The sequence below is a fragment of the Sphingobacterium siyangense genome, from assembly GCF_007830445.1.
Classification (GTDB): Bacteria; Bacteroidota; Bacteroidia; order Sphingobacteriales; family Sphingobacteriaceae; genus Sphingobacterium; species Sphingobacterium siyangense.
On record NZ_VLKR01000022.1, the window covers coordinates 1 to 22,827 of the forward strand.

24 protein-coding genes and 1 tRNA gene are annotated in these 22,827 nt (G+C 39.2%); 17 read left to right on the forward strand and 8 right to left on the reverse strand.

The window, feature by feature from the left end; translation table 11 throughout:
• Positions 1-288 precede the first annotated feature (288 nt).
• Positions 289-849 (reverse strand): DUF4230 domain-containing protein, encoded by a 561-nt coding sequence (locus IQ31_RS18190; protein ID WP_120335931.1) that lies wholly within the window; start codon positions 847-849, stop codon positions 289-291.
• Positions 850-1,051: 202 nt separating this feature from the next.
• On the opposite strand from IQ31_RS18190, the gene IQ31_RS18195 reads away from it, so the two are divergent.
• Positions 1,052-1,125: transfer RNA gene (locus tag IQ31_RS18195), tRNA-His, on the forward strand.
• Positions 1,126-1,221: 96 nt separating this feature from the next.
• On the opposite strand, the gene IQ31_RS28250 is transcribed toward IQ31_RS18195, so the two are convergent.
• Both IQ31_RS28250 and IQ31_RS18205 read right to left on the reverse strand, forming a co-directional pair.
• Entirely contained in the window at positions 1,222-1,413 is a 192-nt protein-coding gene (locus IQ31_RS28250; protein WP_145329196.1) for a transposase, read from the reverse strand.
• A gap of 509 nt (positions 1,414-1,922) precedes the next feature.
• Positions 1,923-2,702 (reverse strand): class I SAM-dependent methyltransferase, encoded by a 780-nt coding sequence (locus IQ31_RS18205; RefSeq protein ID WP_145329054.1) that lies wholly within the window; start codon positions 2,700-2,702, stop codon positions 1,923-1,925.
• A 174-nt stretch (positions 2,703-2,876) separates the two neighbouring features.
• Between IQ31_RS18205 and IQ31_RS18210 the strand changes: the two genes are divergently transcribed.
• The 9 genes from IQ31_RS18210 to IQ31_RS18250 all read left to right on the forward strand — a co-directional run bounded on the left by IQ31_RS18210 (position 2,877) and on the right by IQ31_RS18250 (position 9,889).
• Positions 2,877-3,833 carry a bifunctional helix-turn-helix transcriptional regulator/GNAT family N-acetyltransferase gene (locus tag IQ31_RS18210; protein WP_145329056.1) on the forward strand — a complete coding sequence of 319 codons (957 nt, stop codon included), beginning with the start codon at positions 2,877-2,879 and terminating at the stop codon, positions 3,831-3,833.
• A 153-nt stretch (positions 3,834-3,986) separates the two neighbouring features.
• Complete coding sequence (locus tag IQ31_RS18215; protein ID WP_145329058.1) at positions 3,987-4,520, forward strand: RNA polymerase sigma factor; 534 nt, start codon at positions 3,987-3,989, stop codon at positions 4,518-4,520.
• Complete coding sequence (locus IQ31_RS18220) at positions 4,501-4,773, forward strand: hypothetical protein (protein ID WP_145329060.1); 273 nt, start codon at positions 4,501-4,503, stop codon at positions 4,771-4,773. The genes IQ31_RS18215 and IQ31_RS18220 overlap by 20 nt, the downstream gene beginning before the upstream one ends.
• A 12-nt stretch (positions 4,774-4,785) precedes the next feature.
• Positions 4,786-5,469, forward strand: coding sequence for an ATP-dependent Clp protease proteolytic subunit (locus IQ31_RS18225; RefSeq protein ID WP_088161486.1), 684 nt, complete (start codon positions 4,786-4,788; stop codon positions 5,467-5,469).
• Between the two features lie 96 nt (positions 5,470-5,565).
• Entirely contained in the window at positions 5,566-5,976 is a 411-nt protein-coding gene (locus IQ31_RS18230) for a VOC family protein (RefSeq protein ID WP_088161485.1), read from the forward strand.
• 84 nt (positions 5,977-6,060) lie between these two features.
• Complete coding sequence (locus IQ31_RS18235) at positions 6,061-7,161, forward strand: DNA alkylation repair protein (RefSeq protein ID WP_088161484.1); 1,101 nt, start codon at positions 6,061-6,063, stop codon at positions 7,159-7,161.
• 118 nt (positions 7,162-7,279) lie between these two features.
• Positions 7,280-8,821 carry a M20/M25/M40 family metallo-hydrolase gene (locus IQ31_RS18240; RefSeq protein ID WP_145329061.1) on the forward strand — a complete coding sequence of 514 codons (1,542 nt, stop codon included), beginning with the start codon at positions 7,280-7,282 and terminating at the stop codon, positions 8,819-8,821.
• 2 nt (positions 8,822-8,823) lie between these two features.
• Complete coding sequence (locus tag IQ31_RS18245) at positions 8,824-9,396, forward strand: Crp/Fnr family transcriptional regulator (RefSeq protein ID WP_145329063.1); 573 nt, start codon at positions 8,824-8,826, stop codon at positions 9,394-9,396.
• Between the two features lie 76 nt (positions 9,397-9,472).
• Complete coding sequence (locus IQ31_RS18250; RefSeq protein WP_145329066.1) at positions 9,473-9,889, forward strand: Cif family virulence factor; 417 nt, start codon at positions 9,473-9,475, stop codon at positions 9,887-9,889.
• A 121-nt stretch (positions 9,890-10,010) separates the two neighbouring features.
• Here IQ31_RS18250 and IQ31_RS18255 read toward each other — a convergent pair whose 3' ends face one another.
• Complete coding sequence (locus IQ31_RS18255) at positions 10,011-10,739, reverse strand: CPBP family intramembrane glutamic endopeptidase (RefSeq protein ID WP_208734305.1); 729 nt, start codon at positions 10,737-10,739, stop codon at positions 10,011-10,013.
• A 131-nt stretch (positions 10,740-10,870) separates the two neighbouring features.
• Positions 10,871-11,635, reverse strand: coding sequence for a hypothetical protein (locus tag IQ31_RS18260; RefSeq protein ID WP_088161481.1), 765 nt, complete (start codon positions 11,633-11,635; stop codon positions 10,871-10,873).
• A gap of 412 nt (positions 11,636-12,047) precedes the next feature.
• Between IQ31_RS18260 and IQ31_RS18265 the strand changes: the two genes are divergently transcribed.
• The 4 genes from IQ31_RS18265 to IQ31_RS18280 all read left to right on the forward strand — a co-directional run bounded on the left by IQ31_RS18265 (position 12,048) and on the right by IQ31_RS18280 (position 16,611).
• Complete coding sequence (locus IQ31_RS18265; protein ID WP_088161480.1) at positions 12,048-13,400, forward strand: DUF3472 domain-containing protein; 1,353 nt, start codon at positions 12,048-12,050, stop codon at positions 13,398-13,400.
• A 252-nt stretch (positions 13,401-13,652) separates the two neighbouring features.
• Positions 13,653-13,844, forward strand: coding sequence for a hypothetical protein (locus IQ31_RS18270; protein ID WP_145329068.1), 192 nt, complete (start codon positions 13,653-13,655; stop codon positions 13,842-13,844).
• On the forward strand, positions 13,845-14,801 hold the full coding sequence (locus IQ31_RS18275; protein ID WP_145329070.1) for a serine hydrolase domain-containing protein: 957 nt from the start codon (positions 13,845-13,847) through the stop codon (positions 14,799-14,801). It begins immediately after the preceding gene.
• Between the two features lie 289 nt (positions 14,802-15,090).
• The gene (locus IQ31_RS18280; RefSeq protein WP_145329072.1) at positions 15,091-16,611 is read left to right on the forward strand and encodes a glycoside hydrolase; all 1,521 of its coding nucleotides are present in this window, start codon (positions 15,091-15,093) and stop codon (positions 16,609-16,611) included.
• A gap of 108 nt (positions 16,612-16,719) precedes the next feature.
• On the opposite strand, the gene IQ31_RS18285 is transcribed toward IQ31_RS18280, so the two are convergent.
• Positions 16,720-17,127, reverse strand: a complete 408-nt coding sequence (locus IQ31_RS18285; protein WP_145329074.1) for a putative quinol monooxygenase — start codon at positions 17,125-17,127, stop codon at positions 16,720-16,722.
• Positions 17,128-17,940: 813 nt separating this feature from the next.
• Positions 17,941-18,567, reverse strand: a complete 627-nt coding sequence (locus IQ31_RS18290) for a response regulator transcription factor (protein ID WP_158638910.1) — start codon at positions 18,565-18,567, stop codon at positions 17,941-17,943.
• A 306-nt stretch (positions 18,568-18,873) separates the two neighbouring features.
• On the opposite strand from IQ31_RS18290, the gene IQ31_RS18295 reads away from it, so the two are divergent.
• The 3 genes from IQ31_RS18295 to IQ31_RS18305 all read left to right on the forward strand — a co-directional run bounded on the left by IQ31_RS18295 (position 18,874) and on the right by IQ31_RS18305 (position 21,104).
• Complete coding sequence (locus IQ31_RS18295; protein ID WP_075992531.1) at positions 18,874-19,062, forward strand: hypothetical protein; 189 nt, start codon at positions 18,874-18,876, stop codon at positions 19,060-19,062.
• A 38-nt stretch (positions 19,063-19,100) separates the two neighbouring features.
• A complete protein-coding gene (locus IQ31_RS18300) occupies positions 19,101-20,585 on the forward strand; it encodes a hypothetical protein (protein WP_145329076.1) in 1,485 nt (494 codons plus the stop codon).
• Between the two features lie 282 nt (positions 20,586-20,867).
• On the forward strand, positions 20,868-21,104 hold the full coding sequence (locus IQ31_RS18305) for a hypothetical protein (protein WP_075992529.1): 237 nt from the start codon (positions 20,868-20,870) through the stop codon (positions 21,102-21,104).
• Positions 21,105-21,607: 503 nt separating this feature from the next.
• On the opposite strand, the gene IQ31_RS18310 is transcribed toward IQ31_RS18305, so the two are convergent.
• Positions 21,608-22,693: a baeRF3 domain-containing protein gene (locus tag IQ31_RS18310; RefSeq protein ID WP_145329078.1), complete on the reverse strand. Its 1,086-nt coding sequence runs from the start codon at positions 22,691-22,693 to the stop codon at positions 21,608-21,610.
• Positions 22,694-22,827: the final 134 nt, after the last annotated feature.

The following is a 22,827-nucleotide window of genomic DNA, read 5'->3' on the forward strand; positions in this document are numbered from 1 at the left end:
CAAAAAAAGGCCAAATATGACTGGAACCTGTCCAATCTGGTCGCATTCATCAGAATGAATATCTTCGTGAAAATAAACATCTGGCAATGGATAGATGATCCCTTTTTCAGGCCGCCTATAAAAGGAAAAAAGGGACAGCTAAAGATCTTCGCAGATTGAAAAATAGGGGTCAATATCGAAATGATGAAAAAAGCTATGCCTGTACCACAGAAATCCAATCCTAAAATTTATTTAGGACACATGTGTAGAGAGCTAGACAATGTTAACATTGCCTAGCTTTTTTTGAATTTATTCGAAAGTCAGATTGATTTTCGAAAACCCCAATCCCTGTAAGAGCGGTTTAAACACGGTGGTTGCATTGGCCTTGGTTTGCTGCAGAATATCTGATTTCTTAACATCATCAGCAACAGCTTTTTCCGCAGCTTTGTAAGCTTCATCCACAAGCTCTGCTTCGCGCAAGAAAGCCATTTTGGTATCATAGACTTTGGATGCTTCATGATCGATCTTAATGTAGCAGATTTCTGGAGCCGGCAATTTGATGGAAACCGAATCCCCTACCACCTTAATATCTTCCGGACTAAGTTTTGTAAGGTTTACACAGCCTACAGCATCTGCTTTGACGATTAACAATACACTTGCATCCGGTAAAAACGTATTCACGTTTTTATGCTCCACCACATCGCTGTAGCGGTATTTGACCAATTCCAGTTTTCCCATTGCTTCAATGCGATCCACCAATAACTGATGTTTGCTTTCCACTGCCGGTCCGCTGTTATATTTTTTATACACGAACCAAGCGCCCACTGCCAAAATGGCTACGATAATTAAAAATTTTAAAAATTTTCCCATAAACTATAGTATACAAATTAAAGACCAAGCTGCTTTTTTAGGCATTTAACCTGAAAATATTACCTAGATATTATTCTCCAGGGGCGCTAAACGGTCATGCTTGAAAATTATACCTTTTGATAGACAATTGTTTAGTCAAAAAGTTTAAAAAACATTTGGAACATATAAGCTATAATACTACTTTTGTGACATCAAAATCACGGTAGGTATAGCTCAGTTGGTTAGAGCACTAGATTGTGGTTCTAGGGGTCGTCGGTTCGAGCCCGATTACTTACCCAAAAGGCAGATCAAATGATCTGCCTTTTTTGTTTTCTTGTAAGTCCTTGTTAAGATCTATGGATCATACCGAAAGTTTGGGGGGAAGGGAAGTTTTTAAGCATACAATTTCATTACTCTATATAGGAAAAATGTGGTGTCCCTTACGCCGCGAAAGAGACTCCTGAACGCTTTGAGCTTTGCATTGAAAGATTCTGCTGAAGCATTGGTGCTTCTATTGTCGAAGTAGTGTAGAATATATTGATGATGCGCTGCAATGGATCTTGCTACGCTCTCAAATGAAGCGATGCCCGCATTTTCAACCTGATTGTGCCAGTCCTAGTTTGGTCAATGCTATCTTTTTGTCCTGGCATTTATTGAATATGTCACCAAGGGCAATTCCAAGGTCATAAACGAGCTTTAGCTTGGGAAACCACATGAACAACAATTCAGCTCGGTATTTCTGGTTTTCGGACCATCGGTTTGGATGCTTGAACAAGAAGCTACAAATCAAATTAAATATTGCAGTGCTCAAGGAATAAATGAACATATATTATAGCGTAAAGAAACTTACCCACTCCGGTGGAACTTGACGGATTCTTGGAAACCGGAGCGAGGTAAGTATATTTTTAGTAGATGTAATTTGTGTTACATTACAAATGTAATCTATTGAAGCTTACGAAATGTTACCATAATCATTCCTTCAGTATACAAATTCAACTATTTTATAATTTTTTAGGAAAGAAATACGTTTTAAGCGTCTTTTTCAGATAACAACATAATACACATGAATGAAAAGATGCTATCTCCACAGACTATTAACGCCACATAAACCCACCAATACGGAAGAAACGGAGAAACTTGTTGATCATGGTCAAAGCAGGTTTCTTAATCTTCCATTTTAATCCATCGAATCCTGTGGGAGCCGCATTGAAATCTTTCACTGTCGCTGCCCCTGTCTTCATATGTATCGGTGCTTCATCCCTTCGATGCTTCTCCACCACCAAGATGCTGTCATAGTAATGCAGGGAACTTACCGAACGCGTAAATCCATTGACCTTCAATCCACGTTGCTCGGAATGGTAAGCATTGATGTAATCAATAAAATTTTTACTGTATTCAATAAAAGTACCGTTCCTTTTATGGCCACCACCATAAAATACCTGATAAGATGTATGTAAATCTTCACAAAGGTAAACGCCATTATCTTTCACATGATCAAAAAGCTCCTCAAATGTCACAATTTGTTGTATCATCGTATGGCCACCATCATCGATCAATATATCGATCGGCGGAATGGATTCTTTTACCTGGCGCAGGAACTTCCGGTCCGACTGTGAACCAATAAATATCTCTACATTCTCTTCTTCGAGTTCCTTACAGTGCGGATTGATGTCGATACCGTAAATTTTCGCACGATCACCAAAATAGTTCTTCCACATCTGAAGACTTCCGCCCTGAAAAACCCCAACTTCCAACACCACGATCTCTTTGCCTTTGAAACGACTAAAATGTCTGTCGTATACATCGAAATAATGCATCCATTTATTGATTAGCTTCGCATCATTATTTCGGAAATAAGTTTCTAACTCGTTCATGTCCTTCGGTCTATTTTAAGGGGTTCTGGTTTTTTATGCTTTGAATTTATTGAAATATAACGAAAAAAACAACGATATATTTTTGTTTCCGCAGAATTTTAAAATTTAAATTTTACAACATTTAAATTATTTTCCTACATTTACATAACTGGTTATATAATTACTTATAATACAATGGAACTATTTGAAAAAACAGGAAAAATAGCATTAGGCAGCAGATTGCGCTATATGGCTTCAAATATCACAGAAGAGGCCGCCCGATTACATGAGCTTTATCAGATTGATTTTGCGCCCAAGTGGTTTCCCGTTTTCTTTATCTTGTCTGAGGGTGATTCAAAAACAATTACCGATATAGCAACAGAGATTGGCCACTCCCAGCCATCAGTCACTAAAATCGTTAAAGAAATGATCAATGTGGGTCTTTTAGAGGATAACCTTCGCTCTGTGGATAAACGGCGAAATATGGTTGGATTGACCGATAAAGGAAAAATGCTTTGGGAAAGAATGAAAATTCAATGCATCGATATCGATCGCGCCATAGATGGGATTATCCAGGAAGCCACGCACAATCTATGGGAAGCTTTAGCTGAATGGGAATTTCTACTTGAACAAAAATCCTTGCTGAAACGCGTTCAGGAACAAAAGAAAATGCGTGAAAGTAAGGATGTCAACATTGTTCCATATGATCCAACATGCCGCCTGGCATTTAAGTCTTTAAATGAGGAATGGATTTCCACCTATTTTGAAATGGAAGAAACTGACCATAAAGCACTTGACAATCCCGAGGAATATATTTTGGCAAAAGGGGGTAAAATTATGGTTGCTCTTTATAACGATGAACCTGTAGGTGTATGCTCACTTATTAAAATGAATCATCCCGATTTTGACTATGAATTGGCAAAAATGGCGGTATCTCCAACAGTGCAAGGCAAAAGTATAGGCTATCTTTTGGGAAGAGCAATTATTGAAGAAGCAAAAACCTTAGGGGCATCAAAACTGTTTCTCGAGAGCAACACCATTTTGAAACCTGCAATCAATCTCTATTACAAGTTGGGGTTCCAAAAGATTAGCGGCTATCCAAGTCCTTATCAACGATGTAATATCCAGATGGAACTGGATTTAAAAAAATAACCTTGAGCAGTAGAAACATAAACTGGAATAAGCTAACTCTGATAAGCGAATGAATGCTTCCCCAAAAAAGGGAAGCATTTTTGTTTAACTAATTTTTCAAATAAAAGGTGATACTTTTCACTAAATTGGTACATGTCTATAAATGATATTGCTATGCAACAATTGATCAATTCAAATCGAACAATAGACCGACAGGTGCTCTTTATGAACTTGTATAAAAGTACATTTCCCATCGTGGCTAAGTATATCAGTCGTATGGGTGGTAATTTGGATGAAGCCAAAGATGTATTTCAGGACGCTTTGCTGGTGTATTATGAAAAGATTCTTTTAACAGCAGCACCACTAAACAACGATATTGGCTATTTGGTTGGAACAGCCAAAAATCTATGGTTAAAACGGTATGGTCAATCCAGTCCAAACCTTCCCCTAGATCAAGTGGATATTGCTTTGATAACCGAAGAGTCTCCTTCTAGCACAAGGCTGTTTCGTTTTTTGGAGACTGCTGGGCGTAAATGTTTAGAACTCTTGAAAAGCTTCTATTATGATCAAATGTCACTGCAGGAAATTGCAGATGAATATGGCTATTCGGGAGCAAGGAGCGCCACTGTACAGAAATTTAAATGCCTTGAGAAAGTTAGAGAATCCGTTAAACAAAAATCCCTGGTTTATGATGACTTCATGGAATGAAATCCAACAGATAGAAGCGTATATCTTTGGAATAGCGAAGCCGGAAGATGCACTGCTTTTTGAAGCGAAATTGGTGTTGGACGAAGAGTTGGCACACAAGGTTATTGCGCAACAAAAAGCTTATGCAGCTATTCGGCAATTCGGGCGCAAACAAGTGAAAATGGAAATTGAAGCCATAACGCAGGCATTATTTACACATCCTGAACATGTCTCTTTTAGAAAAAAAATAATAAAGCTATTTAGCAAATCCTAAATTCCTAACATCATGATGATTGACAAAAATGAATTCCGCAAATTTGCGGTAGGGCATTGTTATGTCCAAAAAGATCTGGTGGATCATTATATTTCAGGCATCGAGCAGTCACACATTCCGCTGGCCATGACGCCATATATCACCGAAGAACGCGAATTGCGCGTATCACAAATGGACGTATTTTCTAGATTGATGATTGACCGTATTATCTTTATGGGTGCTCCTGTAGAATCCAACATCGCCAATATCGTACAAGCCCAACTGTTATTCCTTCAATCTGTTGACCCAAAAAAAGATATACAACTGTATATCAACTCTCCCGGAGGCGAAGTGTATGCCGGATTAGGTATTTATGATACAATGCAATTGATCAGCCCAGATGTTGCAACGATCTGCACCGGTATGGCACTCTCCTTTGGTGCGATATTACTCTGCGGCGGTGCTGCCGGCAAACGTAGCGCGCTGGAACACGCACGGGTGATGCTTCATCAGCCACTTGGCGGTGTTCAAGGCCAGGCTTCGGACATCGAAATTACAGCCAATCAAGTGCTGAAAATCAAGAAAGAGCTGTATGATATTATTGCCAAACACAGTGGACAGAGCTATCAACGCGTACATGATGTCAGCGACCGGGATCACTGGATGGTTGCTGCAGAAGCAAAAGAATTTGGAATTATTGACGACGTACTAATCTAGCAAGGATAAGTAAATTTATGGACAGTTTCAATCGGGCTATTGACAGACTATTGTCAATGGCCCTTTTAACTTTGTCATCAATAAATTTATATCAGCATGAAACTAACATCCATTCGACTGATTGCAAATGACATTCAGCAGTCCGTCAGATTCTATGAAGAAATCCTGGGGCTCACCGCACAATGGTTTACACCAGATTTTGCCGAGCTTTCCACCAGTTCGATTACCCTAGCTATAGGAAGTACTCGCACGATGCAAATGTTTAGCGACAGCCCCATTATCTTTGGTAACATGGCCCCTATTATTATTGAATTTTTAGTGGGAAATGTAGATCATGAATATATTCGGATCAAAAATAGTGCTTCAAAAATCATTCAGGAACCGACAACAATGCCTTGGGGTAATCGCTCATTGCTTTTTTGTGATCCCGATGGTAACATGCTTAACTTTTTCACTCCGCTGAGCCCTGAGGCGATCAAAAAATTTGGCGTAGAAGCCACGAACTAATCCGCTCACATGACAAGATACTAAAGTCCAAAAATTAGTATCTTGTCTTCCTTAATCGATATTTAACAGCTATTTCTTCAACTCATGGCCCTAATTAAAGATATATATACACCGGAATTTTATCAGTTTATTGCCGATCAGTTCCACCGCGTTGACAACAGTTTTAACAGAGAACAGTTTATCAAACGCGTTTTTTCAGGCAGTTTTCATGAAATGGAATGGAAACAGCGTACAAAACACAGCACAGTGGCCTTACATGAATTTATGCCGGCATCCTTTCCCGAAGCAGCGGCCTTACTAACACAAGTGGTGGAACATCTCTTAGAAACGAAGCATCGGGGAGGCCTTGAATATGTTATTTTTCCGGACTATATCGAAACTTACGGTATCGGAGATTTTGAAACAGCTGTGCAGTCATTTGAAATCGTCACGAGATTCATAACCTGCGAATTTGCCGTCCGTCCATTTATTATCAACTATGGATCTCGTATGATCGCGGAAATGGAAAGATGGTCCAAAAGCCCACATCCTCAAGTTCGACGCCTTGCAAGTGAAGGATCTAGGCCCCGACTCCCCTGGGCGATGGCAATTCCAGCGTTGAAAAACGACCCTTCCCCTATCCTGCCTATCCTCCAAAACCTCCATAATGACCCATCCGAGAGCGTAAGAAGAAGTGTGGCCAACAATCTCAACGATATTGCCAAAGATCATCCCCATCTCGTTCTGACCATTGCCCAGCAGTGGAATGGAATCAGTAAAAATACAGATGCCATCATCAAACATGGCTGCCGTACCTTACTCAAACAAGGACATCCAGCAATTCTAAGCTTTTATGGACTGGATAGTAGCGATTTTCATCTTAGGAATCTCAGTATCCATACACCGGCAGTTAAAATAGGTGAACACCTTATTTTTTCCTTTGAAATTGAGAATGGAAGTAGCGCCCCCCGATCACTACGTTTGGAGTATGGGTTATATTATCAAAAGTCAAATGGTCAGCTATCTCGAAAGGTATTTAAAATTAGTGAACGAATCTATCAGGGAACTGAAATAAACCGTATCGAGCGAAAGCAATCTTTCAAATTGATTACTACCCGGAAATTCTATGCAGGGAAACATAAAATTTCAATTATTGTCAATGGGCAAGAAACAGTCCAACAGGAATTTGAGCTATTGCACATTTAACGGGAAATAAGAAACAAACGAAGGGCTTTCGTGTTCTACTAGAAACAACAGGATATACGCTGGACAGGTTTTTCCCAGCGTATGTAAGGTAAGTTCTTATGTTAATATGAGGTCTGTTATGAAGAAAATTCTCTTAATCCTTTTTGTCTTACTTATCCTATTTATCATTGGGCTTTTAATTAGAACGCTGACTTACCCGTTTACGCGTGTCAAAAAATATACTGCAGCGCCTGTGCAGCCAGTGATCAATGATAGCATTGTTGCCCGATTTGCCGGCGGCATCAAAATAGCCACAATCTCTTTTGGCGACTCGACATTATTTAACCATGTTCCTTTTGAAGAACTTAATAGTTACATCAGGCACAATTTTCCACTGATCTATCGCTCCCTGGAAACCTATACGGTCAATGGCCACGCGCTGGTCATTCGACTTAAGGGAAGCGACAATAGCTTGCTTCCGCTACTCTTTCTTTCGCATATGGATGTTGTTCCTCCCGGTTCAGCTGCTATAAAAAATAACGATTCAACGCTATTTCAGCCTAGAGACCAGGCAATACCGCCGGTTAGTGAAATAGCCGAAGAATGGGACTATGCACCTTTTTCGGGGGCAGTAGCCAACGGCCGCATTTATGGCCGCGGAAGCTTAGATATGAAAGGCATGCTCTTCTCCTTACTTGAAGCTACGGAACAGTTGGTTCGAGAACAGGTACAGCCCAAGCGGAATATCTACCTCGCTTTTGGTTTTGATGAAGAAGTTGGTGGCGTACGCGGCGCAGCTAAAATAGCAGACTACTTCAAAGAAAAAGGTCTTAAATTCGAAGCCGTTTATGACGAGGGTGGACTCATTCTGGAAAAGGGCTCGGTCAAGGGAATCAGCTCCGATGTAGCATTGATCGGTTGCGCGGAGAAGGGATTTTTATCCCTGAAAATTAAGGTCAAAGGTCTTGGTGGGCACTCTTCGATGCCGCCAACAACGAGTGCAATTGGTAAAGCGGCAGTTATTATGCAGCGCTTAGAAAATCACCAGATGAAAGCACAGATCAGCCCTATGATCCAAAACTTCTTTCAACAGGTTGGTGGTAGCATGCCTTTTGTCTCCCGTTTTGCGATCGCTAATCGCTGGCTTATGGAACCTTTACTTCTGGCTCAACTAACGAAAAACCACTCGACTAATGCCCTCGTGCGAACAACTACAGCACTGACGATGATGAAGGGCAGCGATGCCCCCAATGTACTTTCACCTGAAGTTGAATTTGTTGTCAATTTTAGGCTACTGCCTGAAAACACCCTGCGGGAAGTTCGGGATCATGTCGAGCAGGCTACACGCGGGTTTGATGTTGAAATCGAACAGGTCGACAATGCCCGAGAAGCATCCAAAGTTTCACCAACAGACGTTAAAGCCTATACGATGATGGAAGCTTCTATCCGCAGGCTATACCCTGATCTTATTGTTACGCCTTACCTGACTGTTGGCGGAACCGACGCTATCAAATACCAAAATCTCAGTGATCATATTTATCGCTTTATGCCCATTAAAATTAATCACGCTGAACAGCAGAGTATGCATAGTACCAATGAATACATCAGCATTGAAAACTACCTGAAGATGATAGACTATTTTTATTACATTATGCGTCACTACGACGATGAAACCATTTAACCATGGACAATCTTCGCAATTACATTCACGCATTGGTTGACTTTTCGACGGATAGCTGGCACTTGCTGCAGCCAGCATTGACATTGCGTAACTTCAAAAAAAATGATTTACTGCTGGAACAGGGTAAAGTTTGCAATTCGCTCTTTTTTATCGACAAAGGCTATTGTAGAAGTTATTATGTTATTGATGGAACTGTCAAAAACACAGGATTTTTCTTTGAAAACGATATCGCTACCAATATTCAAAGTTTTGGCAGCGGGCAAAAATCCGAATTTAACATCGTTGCCTGTGAGGACTTAAGGACCATTATTTTTGATAAGTCGACACTATTTGAACTTGCTGCACAGGTTATAGAAATAGAACGGTTGGGACGGTTTTGTATCAGGCAGTTTGCTTCACGCCAGGAAGAGTTTGCCAATCTATTTAAACTCTATTCGGCTGCCGAAAGTCTGTGTTATCTAGAAAAAAAATATCCAGAAATTTCACAACGTGTACCACTTTCTCAATTGGCTTCTTTTTTGGGAGTAGCTCGAGAAACCTTAAGCCGGATTCGTCGGAGAAGATTAAACACCTGACATTATGTGACGATTGTCACAGGCTAGAATAATTTCATTTTGGGAACTTTGTATCAATTAAACAAAGATAAAAGATATGAAAACATCCAATAATGCACTCTTGGATTTCGAAAAATTTATGGCTATCCGTTTAAAAGCCTCAACAGATTTTGTGGAGGGTCATTTTGATTCCCTAAAAGATATTTCTGTCTCAAATGAGCCTGCCACAATTTTTCCGCCCAATGGAATATATATTTCTGGGGTATTACAGGTCAATGATTTTAACCAAAAAGGAGCTTCCAATTTCCTTCCGGGTGCACAAAACAAATTTGAAGTGATCCATCAAGATGCAAGTGATACGCTAGCCTATTGGACGGGTATACAACGTTCGTCCGTCAACATAAAAGGACAAGATACCGTGGTGATTTTCAATCTCAGAATCACCGAAATCTTCAGAAAAGAGCAAGGTACCTGGAAGCTTATGCATCGACATGCCGATACACTGGCCGAATAGTCTAAATGACCTAGGGAGCAGCAGTTTGTTTATAGATCGCTATGGTTTGTGCCCGCTGTTCCTTATGGTCAGATACTCAAAATTGATCGGCTGAGTGCAGCAATGGTCCTCCAGCGATTTCCTACGATTTGAGTTCGGCATCGCTGGTTGATCCCTTGAATTTCTTATTCCAAAAGAGTAATAAAATAATAAACAGTATAAATAATAACAGGGTGACTAAATTTGTCTTCCCCAAAAGTGCGTGTAAAGTAGCTGGAGCTATAATTGAATTGGTTCTTACGGTGGAGAAAGTCAATACAAATGAAAAGACAATACACAAAAGCACAAATCCGGCAAAACCACCAAATTGGCTAAAATTATCAAAAATTAAAAGATGCCAAATCGCCCAAAATATTCCCGTTATCACACTTTTAATGGGCCATTTTATTTCACCTAGACTATCATTCAAATAGCCCCGCCAAGTAAATTCCTCCATGATATCATACAGCAATGTAAACAGGCAGAACAACAGTGCCCAAACGTGCTCATCGACACCGTAATTATTATTAAATCCATAAATACCATATCCTGCGAATAAAAGGAATGGAAACAACAGTGACTTTGTTTTATTAGGGCCAAAAAGTGTAACGGTGGAAACGACTTTTGACAAAGCATAAAAAAATGCCGAGATAATCAGAATAATCAATCCGTGATTCATATTCCAGGGTAATGGAAAACTAAAAACATCTTTCATAGCCATCTGGAAAATATTAGGAAGCTTTCGTATAGCAAAAGTTCCCAACATCAACAATCCGTAAAATAATGCGATACGCAACCAGTTCGTCTTTTTTATGCTTTCAATAATCTTCATACACTATTTATTAGTCTATTGTCCCTACAGCAACTGTTCTTTGTTAAATAACGACTACAAAATTGGAAGTCGCGAACTTACAAAAAAACGATAAAAGCAGGTTTGCCTTCAAAAGTAAAAATTAATCGGCATTAAAGCATTAGCCAAAAAGAAAGGCATGGAATCAACAATATACCAACTGCAAGTGTCCAAAACATCGCTGTTTTACTAATGAAATAGCATTCACGTATTTTTTTTGTGCACAAAATCCAGGTCAAAAAACCATAGAGCAAAATTGGTAAGATATACATCTCCAAAGGATATGGCTGTAGAATTGGATTGAACTCCACTAAAATTTTGGCCTCCCTTCTGCTTTGAAAGAGCATGTACATCAAGGTAGAAACAACCATGGATGAGGAACTTGCAAAAAAGAGTGTGAGCAGTATCCATCCAGTTCTTTTCAACAACCAAAACAAAAGGAAACCTACTATTAAAACCATTACATTGAAAAAGGACAATAATGTGTAGTTATCCGGTAGCTCTTTGAAATATTTGATCGGATATAACAGTGCAGGAAAAAGATTATAGCCTTTAAACACAATGAGGATACCTGTAAAAAATGAGATCCGCACGATACTTCTTTTGACCACTTGTACCCTGGGCGTATCAAATCTACCGGTAATAGTCCATTGGTCTTTGGCTTTTATCGTATCAATATTAGTCTCTTTTTCCGCTTCTCGCTGGTTAAGCACATATCTTGCTGCTGTCAACTCCTCGGTGGTCAACTGTCGACTTTTTAATTCAATCTCGGCAGCTTCAAGGGCCGAAGGCTCATAGTGATCGGGATTATCTACCACAGACAGCAACTGATCTGTGGGCCAAGTTTTATAAAGTTCAGCAAAATTATTTTCGGACATTGGCTTAATTTTTATAAATTTCAATATGTTATTACGGCAAGTTCATAACAATAATGATTGCTCTCGCTTAAGCGAAAAATAAATGGTTAATCTTCCATAATGAATTTATAAAAATATAATTTATAAATCAAGCATAGTTTGGCTTATGCTACTTTACTTCAACTCAACGACCTAATTATCCGTTTTCACGAATTCCTTTTACGGCCCATTTCTTTGAAACCAACCATTGGGGACGATTTAAACTATTGCGCATTGCAATGTTTACCTAACGACAATTCATTAAATGGATAATGACCATTACTTAAAGTATCTCTTTTGTTACAAAAGCAATTCACACAAACGATTGCATTGTATAGTTTTCGTTTAATTTAATTGTATTTATAAAATTAGGGTGAACAATTAAATTTAAATTATGAGATATTCCAAAATTACGCTACTGCTCTGTACAGTATTGGCAAGCTTTCTTTCTTGCCAAAAAAGCGAGGTACAAACAAATTTAGAAGAGAAATTATCGCTACGGGCCGCATCCCCTGGTGTAAGCGGATACGAAGTTCCCTTAGGTGGCAATGCTTTTGTTACTTCGGCACCTTCCGGTGCAGTAGAAGTCATCAATAGCAATGGATTGGCAAACTGGACCAATGCCAATAGCGTGATCAGTACCTATGCTAAGGTCCCCCAAGCGGGCGCTTTACGTGTTAAAATAAGGGCTAAAGTGCTACCTTCAGGCGATAGTAGTACGGTGAAGTTAACAATCAACGGTGTAAGCAAACAAATCAAACTTAAGGGTGGAACATTACAGGATTACACGGTTGGTACCTATTCGCTAAATACAGCGGGATACATAAAAATGGATCTTCAAGGTGTGACCAAGTCAGGTGGTTATTTTGCAGATGTATCACACTTGATTTTAGATAGTTCGGCAACAAATGGCACTGTGATTTATAGTGACAATAATGTTGATAATACTTACTATTGGTCGCGACGGGGCCCATCCTGCCATTTGAGTTATACCATTCCAACAAATCAGCAAGTATCCTATTATTATAGCGAGGTGAAAGTGCCTGCCGGAGAAGATAAAATAGGTTCTTACTTTATGGCAAATGGGTTCGGCCAAGGATATTTCGGTATGCAGGTCAATTCAGCGACAGAGCGCAGAATACTATTTTCTGTTTGGAGTCCATATAGCACCGATAACCCGTCCCAAATACCAGCAGAGGATCGCATCACATTAAATAGAAAAGGGACAAATACGACAACAGGTGAGTTTGGTGGTGAAGGTTCTGGTGGACAAAGCTACCTCAAGTATAACTGGACTGCCGCCACTACCTATAAATTTTTATTAAAGGGAGAACCTGATAACAATGGAAGTACTGATTTTACGGCATGGTTTAATGATCCTTCGACCAATAATTGGATACTCATTGCAAGCTGGAAACGTCCCAAAACAAATACCTATTTAACGGGCTTTCATAGCTTCCTCGAAAATTTCAATGCCGACAATGGCTTCCTTGGCCGTTCTGCAGAATATAGTAATCAATGGGTTCGTACAGCTACTGGAACTTGGCTGAAAGTTGTGGAAAGTACCTTTACAGTCGATGCGACCTATTCAAACAACCAGCGTATAGACGCAATTGGCGGAATAGCCGGAAATAGCTTCTTCCTGAAAAATGGCGGTTTTTTCAATACCGTCGTAAATCCCGGAACGAAGTTCACACAACCAGGTTCTGGCACAGCGCCTTCAATAAATTTAACAACGCTACCATAACAAGCATATTTACAATAAATTATTCTGAATTTACATCCAATAAAAGGGACAATACCTCATTAAGAAGTGTCGTCCCTTTTAAACTCAACTTTGTCGTATTTAAATTAACAATTCGTAGCTTTCAGTAATACTTTATTATAATTGCTGATCCATTATAAATAGCTGATCCCCCCGCCTCGGGTTTGTAGGTAACCTGAAGGCCTTTCCAACTAACGACAATAAATTCAAACTTCAAGAATGATAAACCTGTTTATGAATTTACTATCCAACCCCTTATCAATCCTTTTGAGCACCTTGTTGCTCATCAATAGCCTTCCATCAAAAGGACAGTATCTTGAACCCATCAAAAAGGACCATAAACTAAAAACTCAACTTGATACGATTGTAAACCGTTGTGTTGTCGATTATCTTTCCAACAACAACACGTTTAGCGTGTCTATTTGAATCTACAATAAAGGGTCCAAAACAACCTACTACTACAGTAAAGAAAAGTTACCAAACGCCAATAACTATTACAACATTGGATCGGTAGCGAAAACGTTTGTAGCCGCTTTACTTGCACAAGCGGTCATTGAGAAGAAAATCAACCTCGATGATGATATCCGTAAATACTTGCCCGGAAACTTTCCCAATTTGCAATACAACGGCCATGGAATCCTTGTTAAGCATCTTGCAAATCATACTTCAGCACTTCCAAAGACTTTCAGATTACTTTCTAAAAAAGTTGTCGATAGTTTAAAGGGGCTCGCTATTCCAGAACAGGTAGACTACCTTGGAAATTATAGTCGTGACAACCTATTTGACGACCTGAGGAAAGTCAAGTTGGACAGTATTCCAGGTACAAAATTCAGTTACAATAGCATGGCTGTAATGGTACTTATTGCGCTGTTGGAAAATAGCTATAAGAATTCCTATGAACATCTTATCAGCGCATATCTGAAGGGACATCTTGGTATGTACCATACAGTCCCCTACTTGAATGAGTTGCAAAAAAACGACATTGTGCAGGGCCATGATAATAAAGGACAGCCTGTTCCATTTGCCAATTTGAGGGGATTTTACTTTGGTCCTACAATGAATTCAACGATCAATGATATGTTGACCTACATCGAAGCCAATCTCAAATTAAACGATAAAGCCCTTCTTCTAACACATCAACTGACTTATGGAAAAGACGATGGATTTGGTATGGGGCTAGGTTGGATGATCAATCGTGATGAACGTGGTGCCCGCTATTTCTATCACGATGGGAATACTAAAATAGGCTACAATACCTTATGTGTGCTGTATCCTACAGACGATTATGGCATCATCATTATTGTCAACGATACAGTTGATCAACACATGGTGGGTAAACTTGAAAATACCATCAGACATCAGTTTTTAATGCATAATCAATGACAAGCTTGATCTTCATCTTCGGCTGAAAAGAAGGGGTAAAATTAAGTCATCATTAAAAAAATATGTATTAATTTTTAAATGAATAAAAAATAAAATTAAAATAATAGAAGTAATAATAAATTCTCCCAAAATATTATTAATTTTCGGAAACTAACCAATGTGGAAATCGGTGAATGTTTATTTTTTTAACCAAAGAAAGGAGGCAAACAAAACAACGACGATGAGAACCGCCTAGAAAACCAGGCACAATTAAATTAATGATTCATTCACAAATCTTAAAAACTAAGTTATGTTAAAATTAACCAGTCGCTGGAGCAGACTTTATACTGTTTTGGCCGTAGTTTCCACATTTTCTATTTTTAGTTGCCAAAAAAATTCATTGACTCTTGAGAGTCAAGAGGCACAACTTAACAAAAAAGCTGCAGTATCCGCGCAAGCAGGAGCTACAATTGCAACATTGAATTGGGATCAAACCTATCAAAAGATTGATGGATTTGGAGCATTCGGAGGTCGGATTGTTCCATTCTTTGAATCCGCAAAAAGAGATAGTATCCTGGATTATTTATGGGGAGGCAGTGGGTTGAAATTGAATATCCTTCGTGGTAAGGTACTTCATACCTACCCTTTTAACCAACAGACCAAGGTCGTCACCATTAAACCGGCAGGAGTTTCGATTGACGTGGATCCCAATAGCGCAACATATCAGAATTTGACAGCAGACGAAAAAGAACAACTTGGGCAGGTCTGGATCATCAAGAAAGCGAAAGAACGCTATGAAGTTCCCTTCGTTATGGCAAGTACTTGGACTCCGCCATTATACATGAAGACCAATACGAGCAGTATTTCCGCGAAATGGTTTAATGGACTTAATTTTAATACTTCTTCAACAGCTTTTGCTCGCTATCTGACGGGATTTGTAAAATCGTTTCAGAACGAGGGGATTACAATCAATGCTATTTCTCCTTCAAATGAGCCTGAAAATGTCTTTTCAGACTGGGATGCTTCTTATTGGGACTCTTCACATCTGGGGCAGTTTATTACCAACAACCTCCGTCCCGAATTAAACAGTGCGGGTCTTCAATCCACCAAGATCATATCTTCTGAGAATGCGGCCTGGGGAACTGCCGATAATTTCCTTTCGGGCATGGACAGAAGCAAAGTCGACATCCTCGCCGGGCATGGCTATGTAGAGATAAGTGGCATCATCACTGGTCAACGTGGGTTTAACCAGAGTCCTTCCATGTGGAATTTTAGTATTGGAGGTAAACCAATGTGGGTGACAGAAGCTTCCGATGATGGCGGCAATTATGACAATGGTATTGAAGGAGGCTTGAAACTGGCGGTTAATATGCACAAGCTTCTTGCGGATTGTAACGCCAATGCTTATGTGTTTTGGCTAGGTATGCTGGCATTTCAAAATAATGAGGCGCTTATTTGTACAAAGAGTGATGGTTCATTGGAATTTCCAAAAACGTACGATGTGATGGGACATTATTCCAGATTCATCAAAGCAGGTTATATGCGAATCAATGTAGGGGTTCAAAATGGAAATGGCTTATTGATTTCGGCTTACAAAGATCCACAAACAGGTAAGTTTGTCTTAGTTGTCACCAACACGGGAACCGCAGCAGTTCCATTGGATATCAACCTTACAGGTTTTGCAAGCGGCGCATTGAATAATTACCAAACAACCGCAAGCAGTTCGGGCCATTGGGAGAACGTTGGCACCGTAAATCCGAATAGCTCAGGGGTCTATTCTTTAACAATACCTGCTAAAAGTATAAGCACTTTAGAAGGCAACAAACTTTAATTTATTAATTGTACTGAGGGAGTGCGCTCCCTCAGTACATAATTTAAAACCCGATATGCGCTAAATCCTACATGTTACTGATCGTCAAATCCCCATTTAGCTCCGCACCTATTCTTTCATTTTTGTAAACATAAGTTTTGCTGTATTTGGATCTAATACGTCCATATCAATGAGCTTCAATAATTTCACCATATGGAGCGTAGTAGACTTATACTTTAAAAAGTGTGCTGTTTTCAAATGGGCAAGGTAAGCTTGCTTGTCCCGATAGATTTCCAAGATACGTATCTGTGTCGGATTATCTTTTTTGAACATTGGAAAAATCGCAACAACACCTTCTTCGAGCGCGACAGATGCAGCAGCCTCTTCTTTTAAAATGGTCTTGTATTCTTCGAGGTATTCAACATAAACCTCAATTTCAGCAATACGTACCATAGACTCCTTATCTTGTCCACGAACAATATCCCCGCATAAGAAAAGTATGATTAGCGTTAAGGGCAAAGACAATAATGATTTCATGTGATTAAGTTTAAAAGTTTTGGGCCTGATCATTTTTTCCAATCAAAGCCCTTCACAAATTTCGTTATACGGGATGATAACACCAATATATATATTACTGAAATATCTACCAGTTTTACGGATTTAGGTCAAAATATCGATGTCTTAGATTTCTCTTAAATCATATAATCCAATGTCTTTGCTACCTGAATTTTAGAAAAACTGCAATGAAATTGCGCTACCTTGCGGTGCTTAAACTTGGGATATGTACGATCGCTGGATTAAAAGCGCAAGAAAAATCAAATCTTATCGAATTAAATCTTTGGTCTCTATGTCACACCCTTTTTCAAATACGTCAATTACAGTGTACCCACAAAGATTACCGTCGACGAATCAAATTATCACAGCGAAGTACCCATATCGGGCGTCTTAAATGCTTTTAACGGAGGTGTGGCTGTTGCTAACCAATGGAAGCTTGGACAAAATATCTATTTAGACTGGCGCATTGTCGGTCCCAGTTATGGCTTCAACAATGGTAAGTTCGAGGGGAAAACCCATTAAATACGGACGAGCAACGCGAAGTAAAGAGACAACTAGAGGAATTTGACAGTAATCTCATGAAGATCAAAAAAGAATTAAATGCTGATGGTGTAACACTCAGCACTAGCAGACCATTTGCCGGTATCCGCACCGCATTATCCATAGGTTACCGGTTTTAATTGCAAAATCCTCCCCTCTTCGTATCATCCATTCCAACAAGCGCACGATATTAGTGCGCTTTTATCAATAGCAATCGCTAAGGATGCATTATGCTGTTTCCCCATCACTATAGTTTTAAATTAGATTATGCTCACGGGCATATTTAAGCATTTGTCCTATGGTTTGACACTCAGCTTTTGCCATCATTTTCCTACGATGTGTAACAACTGTATGTGGACTCAAAAAGGTTCTTGAAGCGGTTTCAGCGACGCTATAGCCCTCCGAAAAGTATTGTAATACTTCGATCTCTCTCGGTGTAAATGTTTTAATTTTTTTATCATATGTAGATAAAATACGCTCAAATTCACTACATATATATAGTTCTTTTTTCTTTATGGCCTCAAAGCAGGCAAATACTTCACTTAATTCACAAGATTTACTTAACACAGCTTCTGGACGGTATTGAAGAATACTCGATATCACGGCAGGAGCTGTTGCTCCCGTCAAAAAAATAACCTTTGCGTCTCCATTTATACGCCTGATCTCGGTCAACAACGAAAGTCCATTTTCATTTGGAAGATAGTAATCCAAAAAAATAAACAGTTCCTGCTTTCCAAAAGCACGTAAAAACTGAAGGAATTCAGATCCTTGGCTAAAAGATTGGACCAATTCAATTCCACATTCACGCTTCAACAAGAGTGCGAAGGAAAAAGCAACTATTTTCTGGTCATCTAAGATAACAGCATGGCTAGTGGTCTTCATAAATATGGCTGGTTTAATTAACCTAGTAAGACAAATATAATTATTTAAAACAATCATAATAATCTGTTTTACAAGTGTGTAGGTATTCAGCTACAAACCTCGCATATTCCTGTTATATCCAACTTGAAATATAGCATAAACATGCTATATACCGCTTAGAAGTTACCAAGTAAGGCAATAAAGCGCGTCTTTTACAACAGAATTTAAGCATGCCATATCATCTTAGACTAATTCACTAGCCCACGAAATAAGCCATTAGGCTAGCGAAAGAACTATAAAATATTTCAACTTATAAAATACATTGTTATGAACAAGAAACTTTTTAAATCTGCAACTGGCAAACTGCCCTACCAGGTACCTCAGATTCAAATGACTGTCGTTTTATTAGAAAATGGTATTGCGGCAGGTTCAAATGCGCACACTTCCGGAGATGTAAAGCAGACCTGGGACAACGAGGAATCACAGACTCAAAGCAAAAGTGACGGATGGTGGTAGTCTCCCCATTGACGATCAATTAACCAAAAAAAAGAAAAATGAAAAATCAATTTATTCAATTGCTCATCCTCCTCATTATATTTTCCACGTCATGTAGCAAAAATGAAAGCAACACGGCTGTCGAGACAGAAGGGAATGTGAGCGTAAAAATGAGTGGAACCTCCTTTGCTGATGAAGATACGGAGCCCCAATTAAAATTATCGAACAACAAAAGTTTAAATAACACACTCTCGAACACCCAGGAGGTCATTGTTCCACTTAATAGTGAACTTTCGGTACTGGCCACTTTGACACCGGAGCCCGCTACTTCATCCAACGTATTGCGTGCATCAACAGGGCTTAAAATGGCAACAGCCCCCGTCTCACTAGGTAGCGGAGCAAAATATGCTATTGCAGTTTACAATGCAACGGGAAATTATGTTAAAGATACAGGGGTATTAACTTATTCGACTAGCGGTACAAATTGGAATCTATCGCTTCCTGCAGGGTCTTACACGTTCGTTGCTATCGCCGTTGCAAATGGTCAAACTTTTCCTTCGATCAATTTTAATCAAGCGTTGGCGAACATTACATTTAACGTAACTGGCGCAGATACCGACATCTTATGGAAAAAGTTACCGGTTACTGTAATCGCTAACCAAACACTGGCCGTAGATCTTATCTTAAGTCACCTATTTACACAGGTACAGGCTACGCTAGAAAGTACTTCCGCCAATGTAGTTGGCAATATCACCGCCATGACTAGTAGTACAATCTCCCCTAATTATGGAACGGCTTCGGTTAAATTGGCTGACGGGCTTTTCACCCAAGGTGGTTCATCGACGGCACGTAATGTCACTTTTAGTGGTACAGGTCTCGCATGGACGAGCAATGCAGCGCTGATTATTACAGAAGGAACGACGGTTGGTAAAGTAAATTTTGGAACAGTATCCCTAAACTCCACACAAAATGGCGTCCGCTCAGGAACAATAGATTTATCGAATTTAAGCTTACAAAAAGGTGTAAAATATAGTTTAAAGCTTCGCTTGGTGCCCAAGGGGGCAATCGACGTACCAAACTCAAATTACTATTGGAGTTCGGCTAACTTGATGGGCACCGCACCCATCACAATTGCATCCGCTCAATATATAAAGGGAAGTGTTTATGGAGGAAATGGATCTGCAACATACTGTGAAGGCGCTTTAGGCACTGGGTGGCGAACAGCTACACAAACGGAATATCAGTCATTGATCAATATGGGTATCGCTAGAGGTAGTTATAATGGTCAAACAGGTTGGTTCCTCGGGACATCTACTGTACCAACCACAAATAAAGACAATTATATGTTCCTACCAGACAACGATTTTGTTCGTTCTTCTTCGGGAAATAACAACATTCCTACAGGTGCTTTAGGTGTTTATTGGGCAAGTTCAACAGTTCAAGGTAACGCTAAGCCAGCATTAATATTAACAGCGACTGGTGTTTCAATCGTAGACATACATCAAAATAATCAAGTCGGTATACGTTGTGTAAAAAGCAAATAAACGATCGTTTTTAATCATATAAAGAAAACGATGGAACAAGACGGGATCAATTGACCTCCTCTTGCTCCATCGTTTTCTTTATATCATCGGAACCTTATCAAATTATTCCATCCTAACTTCTGGTCGTCTCAACAATCAAATCATCTTAGCATTCAATCCGCTATATATAGAACGGCCTAAGGGAGCTGTCTTTTCAGATTTTAATAAAATGTCCCTAATTTCATCTTTAATATCATTTTCTCCAAATACTCTTGCTACCTTTGTTCTTCAAATTAAATTAACATGCCAAAAGAGACAAGAACAGGGCTTTATCAGGGAATCATCGAAAAAGATGATAATGGGAACTACTTTTGTGGTCCCTACCTACTGGATTATCAGACCGTAGAAACTTACTATAAATTGGGCGATCGCGTTAGTATCAAAACCATTATCAAAAATACAAGCCGTAAGAGTATGGAGGCTTATCCGCAAAAATCAGTTAAATTTTCATTTGCGACAGAGGATCATGGAAATGATTAAAACTCACCTAGATTGAACAATTTAAATAACAAGGCCTTTTCCACAGAATTGGCCTTATTATTTTAAAGATTACCGTTGACCTGAGACTAAAAACAAAGCCTCTGATTTTTGGAAAATCGAGAGGCTTTTGCACAATCAAATTGATCGATTACTTTATAAAATAGGTATATTTTTTTTCGGGATAAAGAATGTACTATCGGACCACTTATCTAAACGATGCATTTAAAATTAATTTTCCATAAAAATTAATCAAGGTTCACATGTTCTTCGAGCGCCTCATTCGATCGTCTCTGCTACCATGTATTGTAAGTTTCATTACCGATTTACTCTTCAAATATAAATACTAGTTTATTAGTCTCCGAGCGGGAATGATTGTCTTGTCTTCTTTTTCGTCGAAATCGCGATTCAGTACGATGAAAATGAACGAGCGACGTAGTTCGATTGACAATTAACCCAGCAATGAATAATAACCATCTTAATTACCATTGTACACTTAATCTAGGCTAGTACCTAATCTTAAGGGCAATAGGTTGCAATTCCTCATTCGGTATCTGGGGAACGTATATGGTTTGTCCGCCCCTTTCATCGATCAATAGGGCCAATAGGCTGCTAATATCGTCGACCGTATCCAATCCGATAGGATTGTCTACGATAGCTATATCCTGATCTGAAAGAATCTTTACGGCTTGATGGAAGCTCTCTTGAACGACCAGGATATCCCCACGGCCATCTTGACATGCACGATAAATTTCTTGCAGATCAGTGATCACTAAACCTTTGCCCACAGCTTCTTCCAGCTCTTTGAAGTAGTCTTCATTTTTTCGTACCAGTTCCTGTTTCATAAAATTCCAGGCACGGCTCTCTAACTGATGTGTTTCAATGTTATTGTAATCTATTGGTAAGTATCCATAATAGATAGAAGGTCTATCCGCAACCTGTAAGAGCTTACTATAATTATTCTCCGTGCAAAACACGAGTGTTACACTCTTTGTGTCCCCAATATAACGCAGAAGCGCTTTGTCTACCCGATTAAGATATTCCCTTAAGAGGTCATCAAGATGTTTAGCATCGCTACTTTTATCGGGAAATGTATTGTAAAATTGATTTTCGGCAATTGGAAACTCTTCACTACTGATATCCTCAACAATACGACCGTTCAAAGCACGAAAAAGATGAACACCGCTTTGCGAAAGCAACATCACAAGATAACTGGTCTGACGGCCAATCTCCTTAACCAAAGGGCGTACAGCAAATGTATTGCTAATATGGACACCTTCTTGGTTGGTCTCCCATGATGACTTGAAAACTTCTGCGACCGTATCTGAAACGAAGATATGCAGACTTTCGAGATTATAATTAATATCGAGTTCATGCGCTATCTGTTCCAATTGTTTGATAAGGCCAGCAACGACCCTCTTATCATACTTATCCGTTAGTCTATCAATCGCTTCTCCGATAAAATTTTTAATCTTTATTCGGTCGCTTAAGTTATCAGGATGTGTGCGATGGGTATTGATGGAAATGGTAATGCATAACTCATCCTGAACTCGGATAAGCATTTGTAGAAGTTGTTTTTCGGTCATAATCATGGACAAATAGTTAAAAAATTGAACACACTTTACTCATAACAACAAATTAAAGATCCTTCTTGTTTGTGTAAAATAAAAGTAAGTATTACCTCATTTAGGTGATTATCGAAACAAAAACAGCTTATTTACAGTTA

Bases quoted from the DNA above. Each gene is read 5' to 3' on its own strand.
- IQ31_RS18190 (WP_120335931.1), bottom strand. From the start codon at position 849: ATGGGAAAATTTTTAAAATTTTTAATTATCGTAGCCATTTTGGCAGTG.
- IQ31_RS18205 (WP_145329054.1), bottom strand. From the start codon at position 2,702: ATGAACGAGTTAGAAACTTATTTCCGAAATAATGATGCGAAGCTAATC.
- IQ31_RS18210 (WP_145329056.1), top strand. From the start codon at position 2,877: ATGGAACTATTTGAAAAAACAGGAAAAATAGCATTAGGCAGCAGATTG.
- IQ31_RS18215 (WP_145329058.1), top strand. From the start codon at position 3,987: ATGCAACAATTGATCAATTCAAATCGAACAATAGACCGACAGGTGCTC.
- IQ31_RS18220 (WP_145329060.1), top strand. From the start codon at position 4,501: ATGATGACTTCATGGAATGAAATCCAACAGATAGAAGCGTATATCTTT.
- IQ31_RS18225 (WP_088161486.1), top strand. From the start codon at position 4,786: ATGATGATTGACAAAAATGAATTCCGCAAATTTGCGGTAGGGCATTGT.
- IQ31_RS18230 (WP_088161485.1), top strand. From the start codon at position 5,566: ATGAAACTAACATCCATTCGACTGATTGCAAATGACATTCAGCAGTCC.
- IQ31_RS18235 (WP_088161484.1), top strand. From the start codon at position 6,061: ATGGCCCTAATTAAAGATATATATACACCGGAATTTTATCAGTTTATT.
- IQ31_RS18240 (WP_145329061.1), top strand. From the start codon at position 7,280: ATGAAGAAAATTCTCTTAATCCTTTTTGTCTTACTTATCCTATTTATC.
- IQ31_RS18245 (WP_145329063.1), top strand. From the start codon at position 8,824: ATGGACAATCTTCGCAATTACATTCACGCATTGGTTGACTTTTCGACG.
- IQ31_RS18250 (WP_145329066.1), top strand. From the start codon at position 9,473: ATGAAAACATCCAATAATGCACTCTTGGATTTCGAAAAATTTATGGCT.
- IQ31_RS18255 (WP_208734305.1), bottom strand. From the start codon at position 10,739: ATGAAGATTATTGAAAGCATAAAAAAGACGAACTGGTTGCGTATCGCA.
- IQ31_RS18260 (WP_088161481.1), bottom strand. From the start codon at position 11,635: ATGTCCGAAAATAATTTTGCTGAACTTTATAAAACTTGGCCCACAGAT.
- IQ31_RS18265 (WP_088161480.1), top strand. From the start codon at position 12,048: ATGAGATATTCCAAAATTACGCTACTGCTCTGTACAGTATTGGCAAGC.
- IQ31_RS18270 (WP_145329068.1), top strand. From the start codon at position 13,653: ATGAATTTACTATCCAACCCCTTATCAATCCTTTTGAGCACCTTGTTG.
- IQ31_RS18280 (WP_145329072.1), top strand. From the start codon at position 15,091: ATGTTAAAATTAACCAGTCGCTGGAGCAGACTTTATACTGTTTTGGCC.
- IQ31_RS18285 (WP_145329074.1), bottom strand. From the start codon at position 17,127: ATGAAATCATTATTGTCTTTGCCCTTAACGCTAATCATACTTTTCTTA.
- IQ31_RS18290 (WP_158638910.1), bottom strand. From the start codon at position 18,567: ATGAAGACCACTAGCCATGCTGTTATCTTAGATGACCAGAAAATAGTT.
- IQ31_RS18295 (WP_075992531.1), top strand. From the start codon at position 18,874: ATGAACAAGAAACTTTTTAAATCTGCAACTGGCAAACTGCCCTACCAG.
- IQ31_RS18300 (WP_145329076.1), top strand. From the start codon at position 19,101: ATGAAAAATCAATTTATTCAATTGCTCATCCTCCTCATTATATTTTCC.
- IQ31_RS18305 (WP_075992529.1), top strand. From the start codon at position 20,868: ATGCCAAAAGAGACAAGAACAGGGCTTTATCAGGGAATCATCGAAAAA.
- IQ31_RS18310 (WP_145329078.1), bottom strand. From the start codon at position 22,693: ATGATTATGACCGAAAAACAACTTCTACAAATGCTTATCCGAGTTCAG.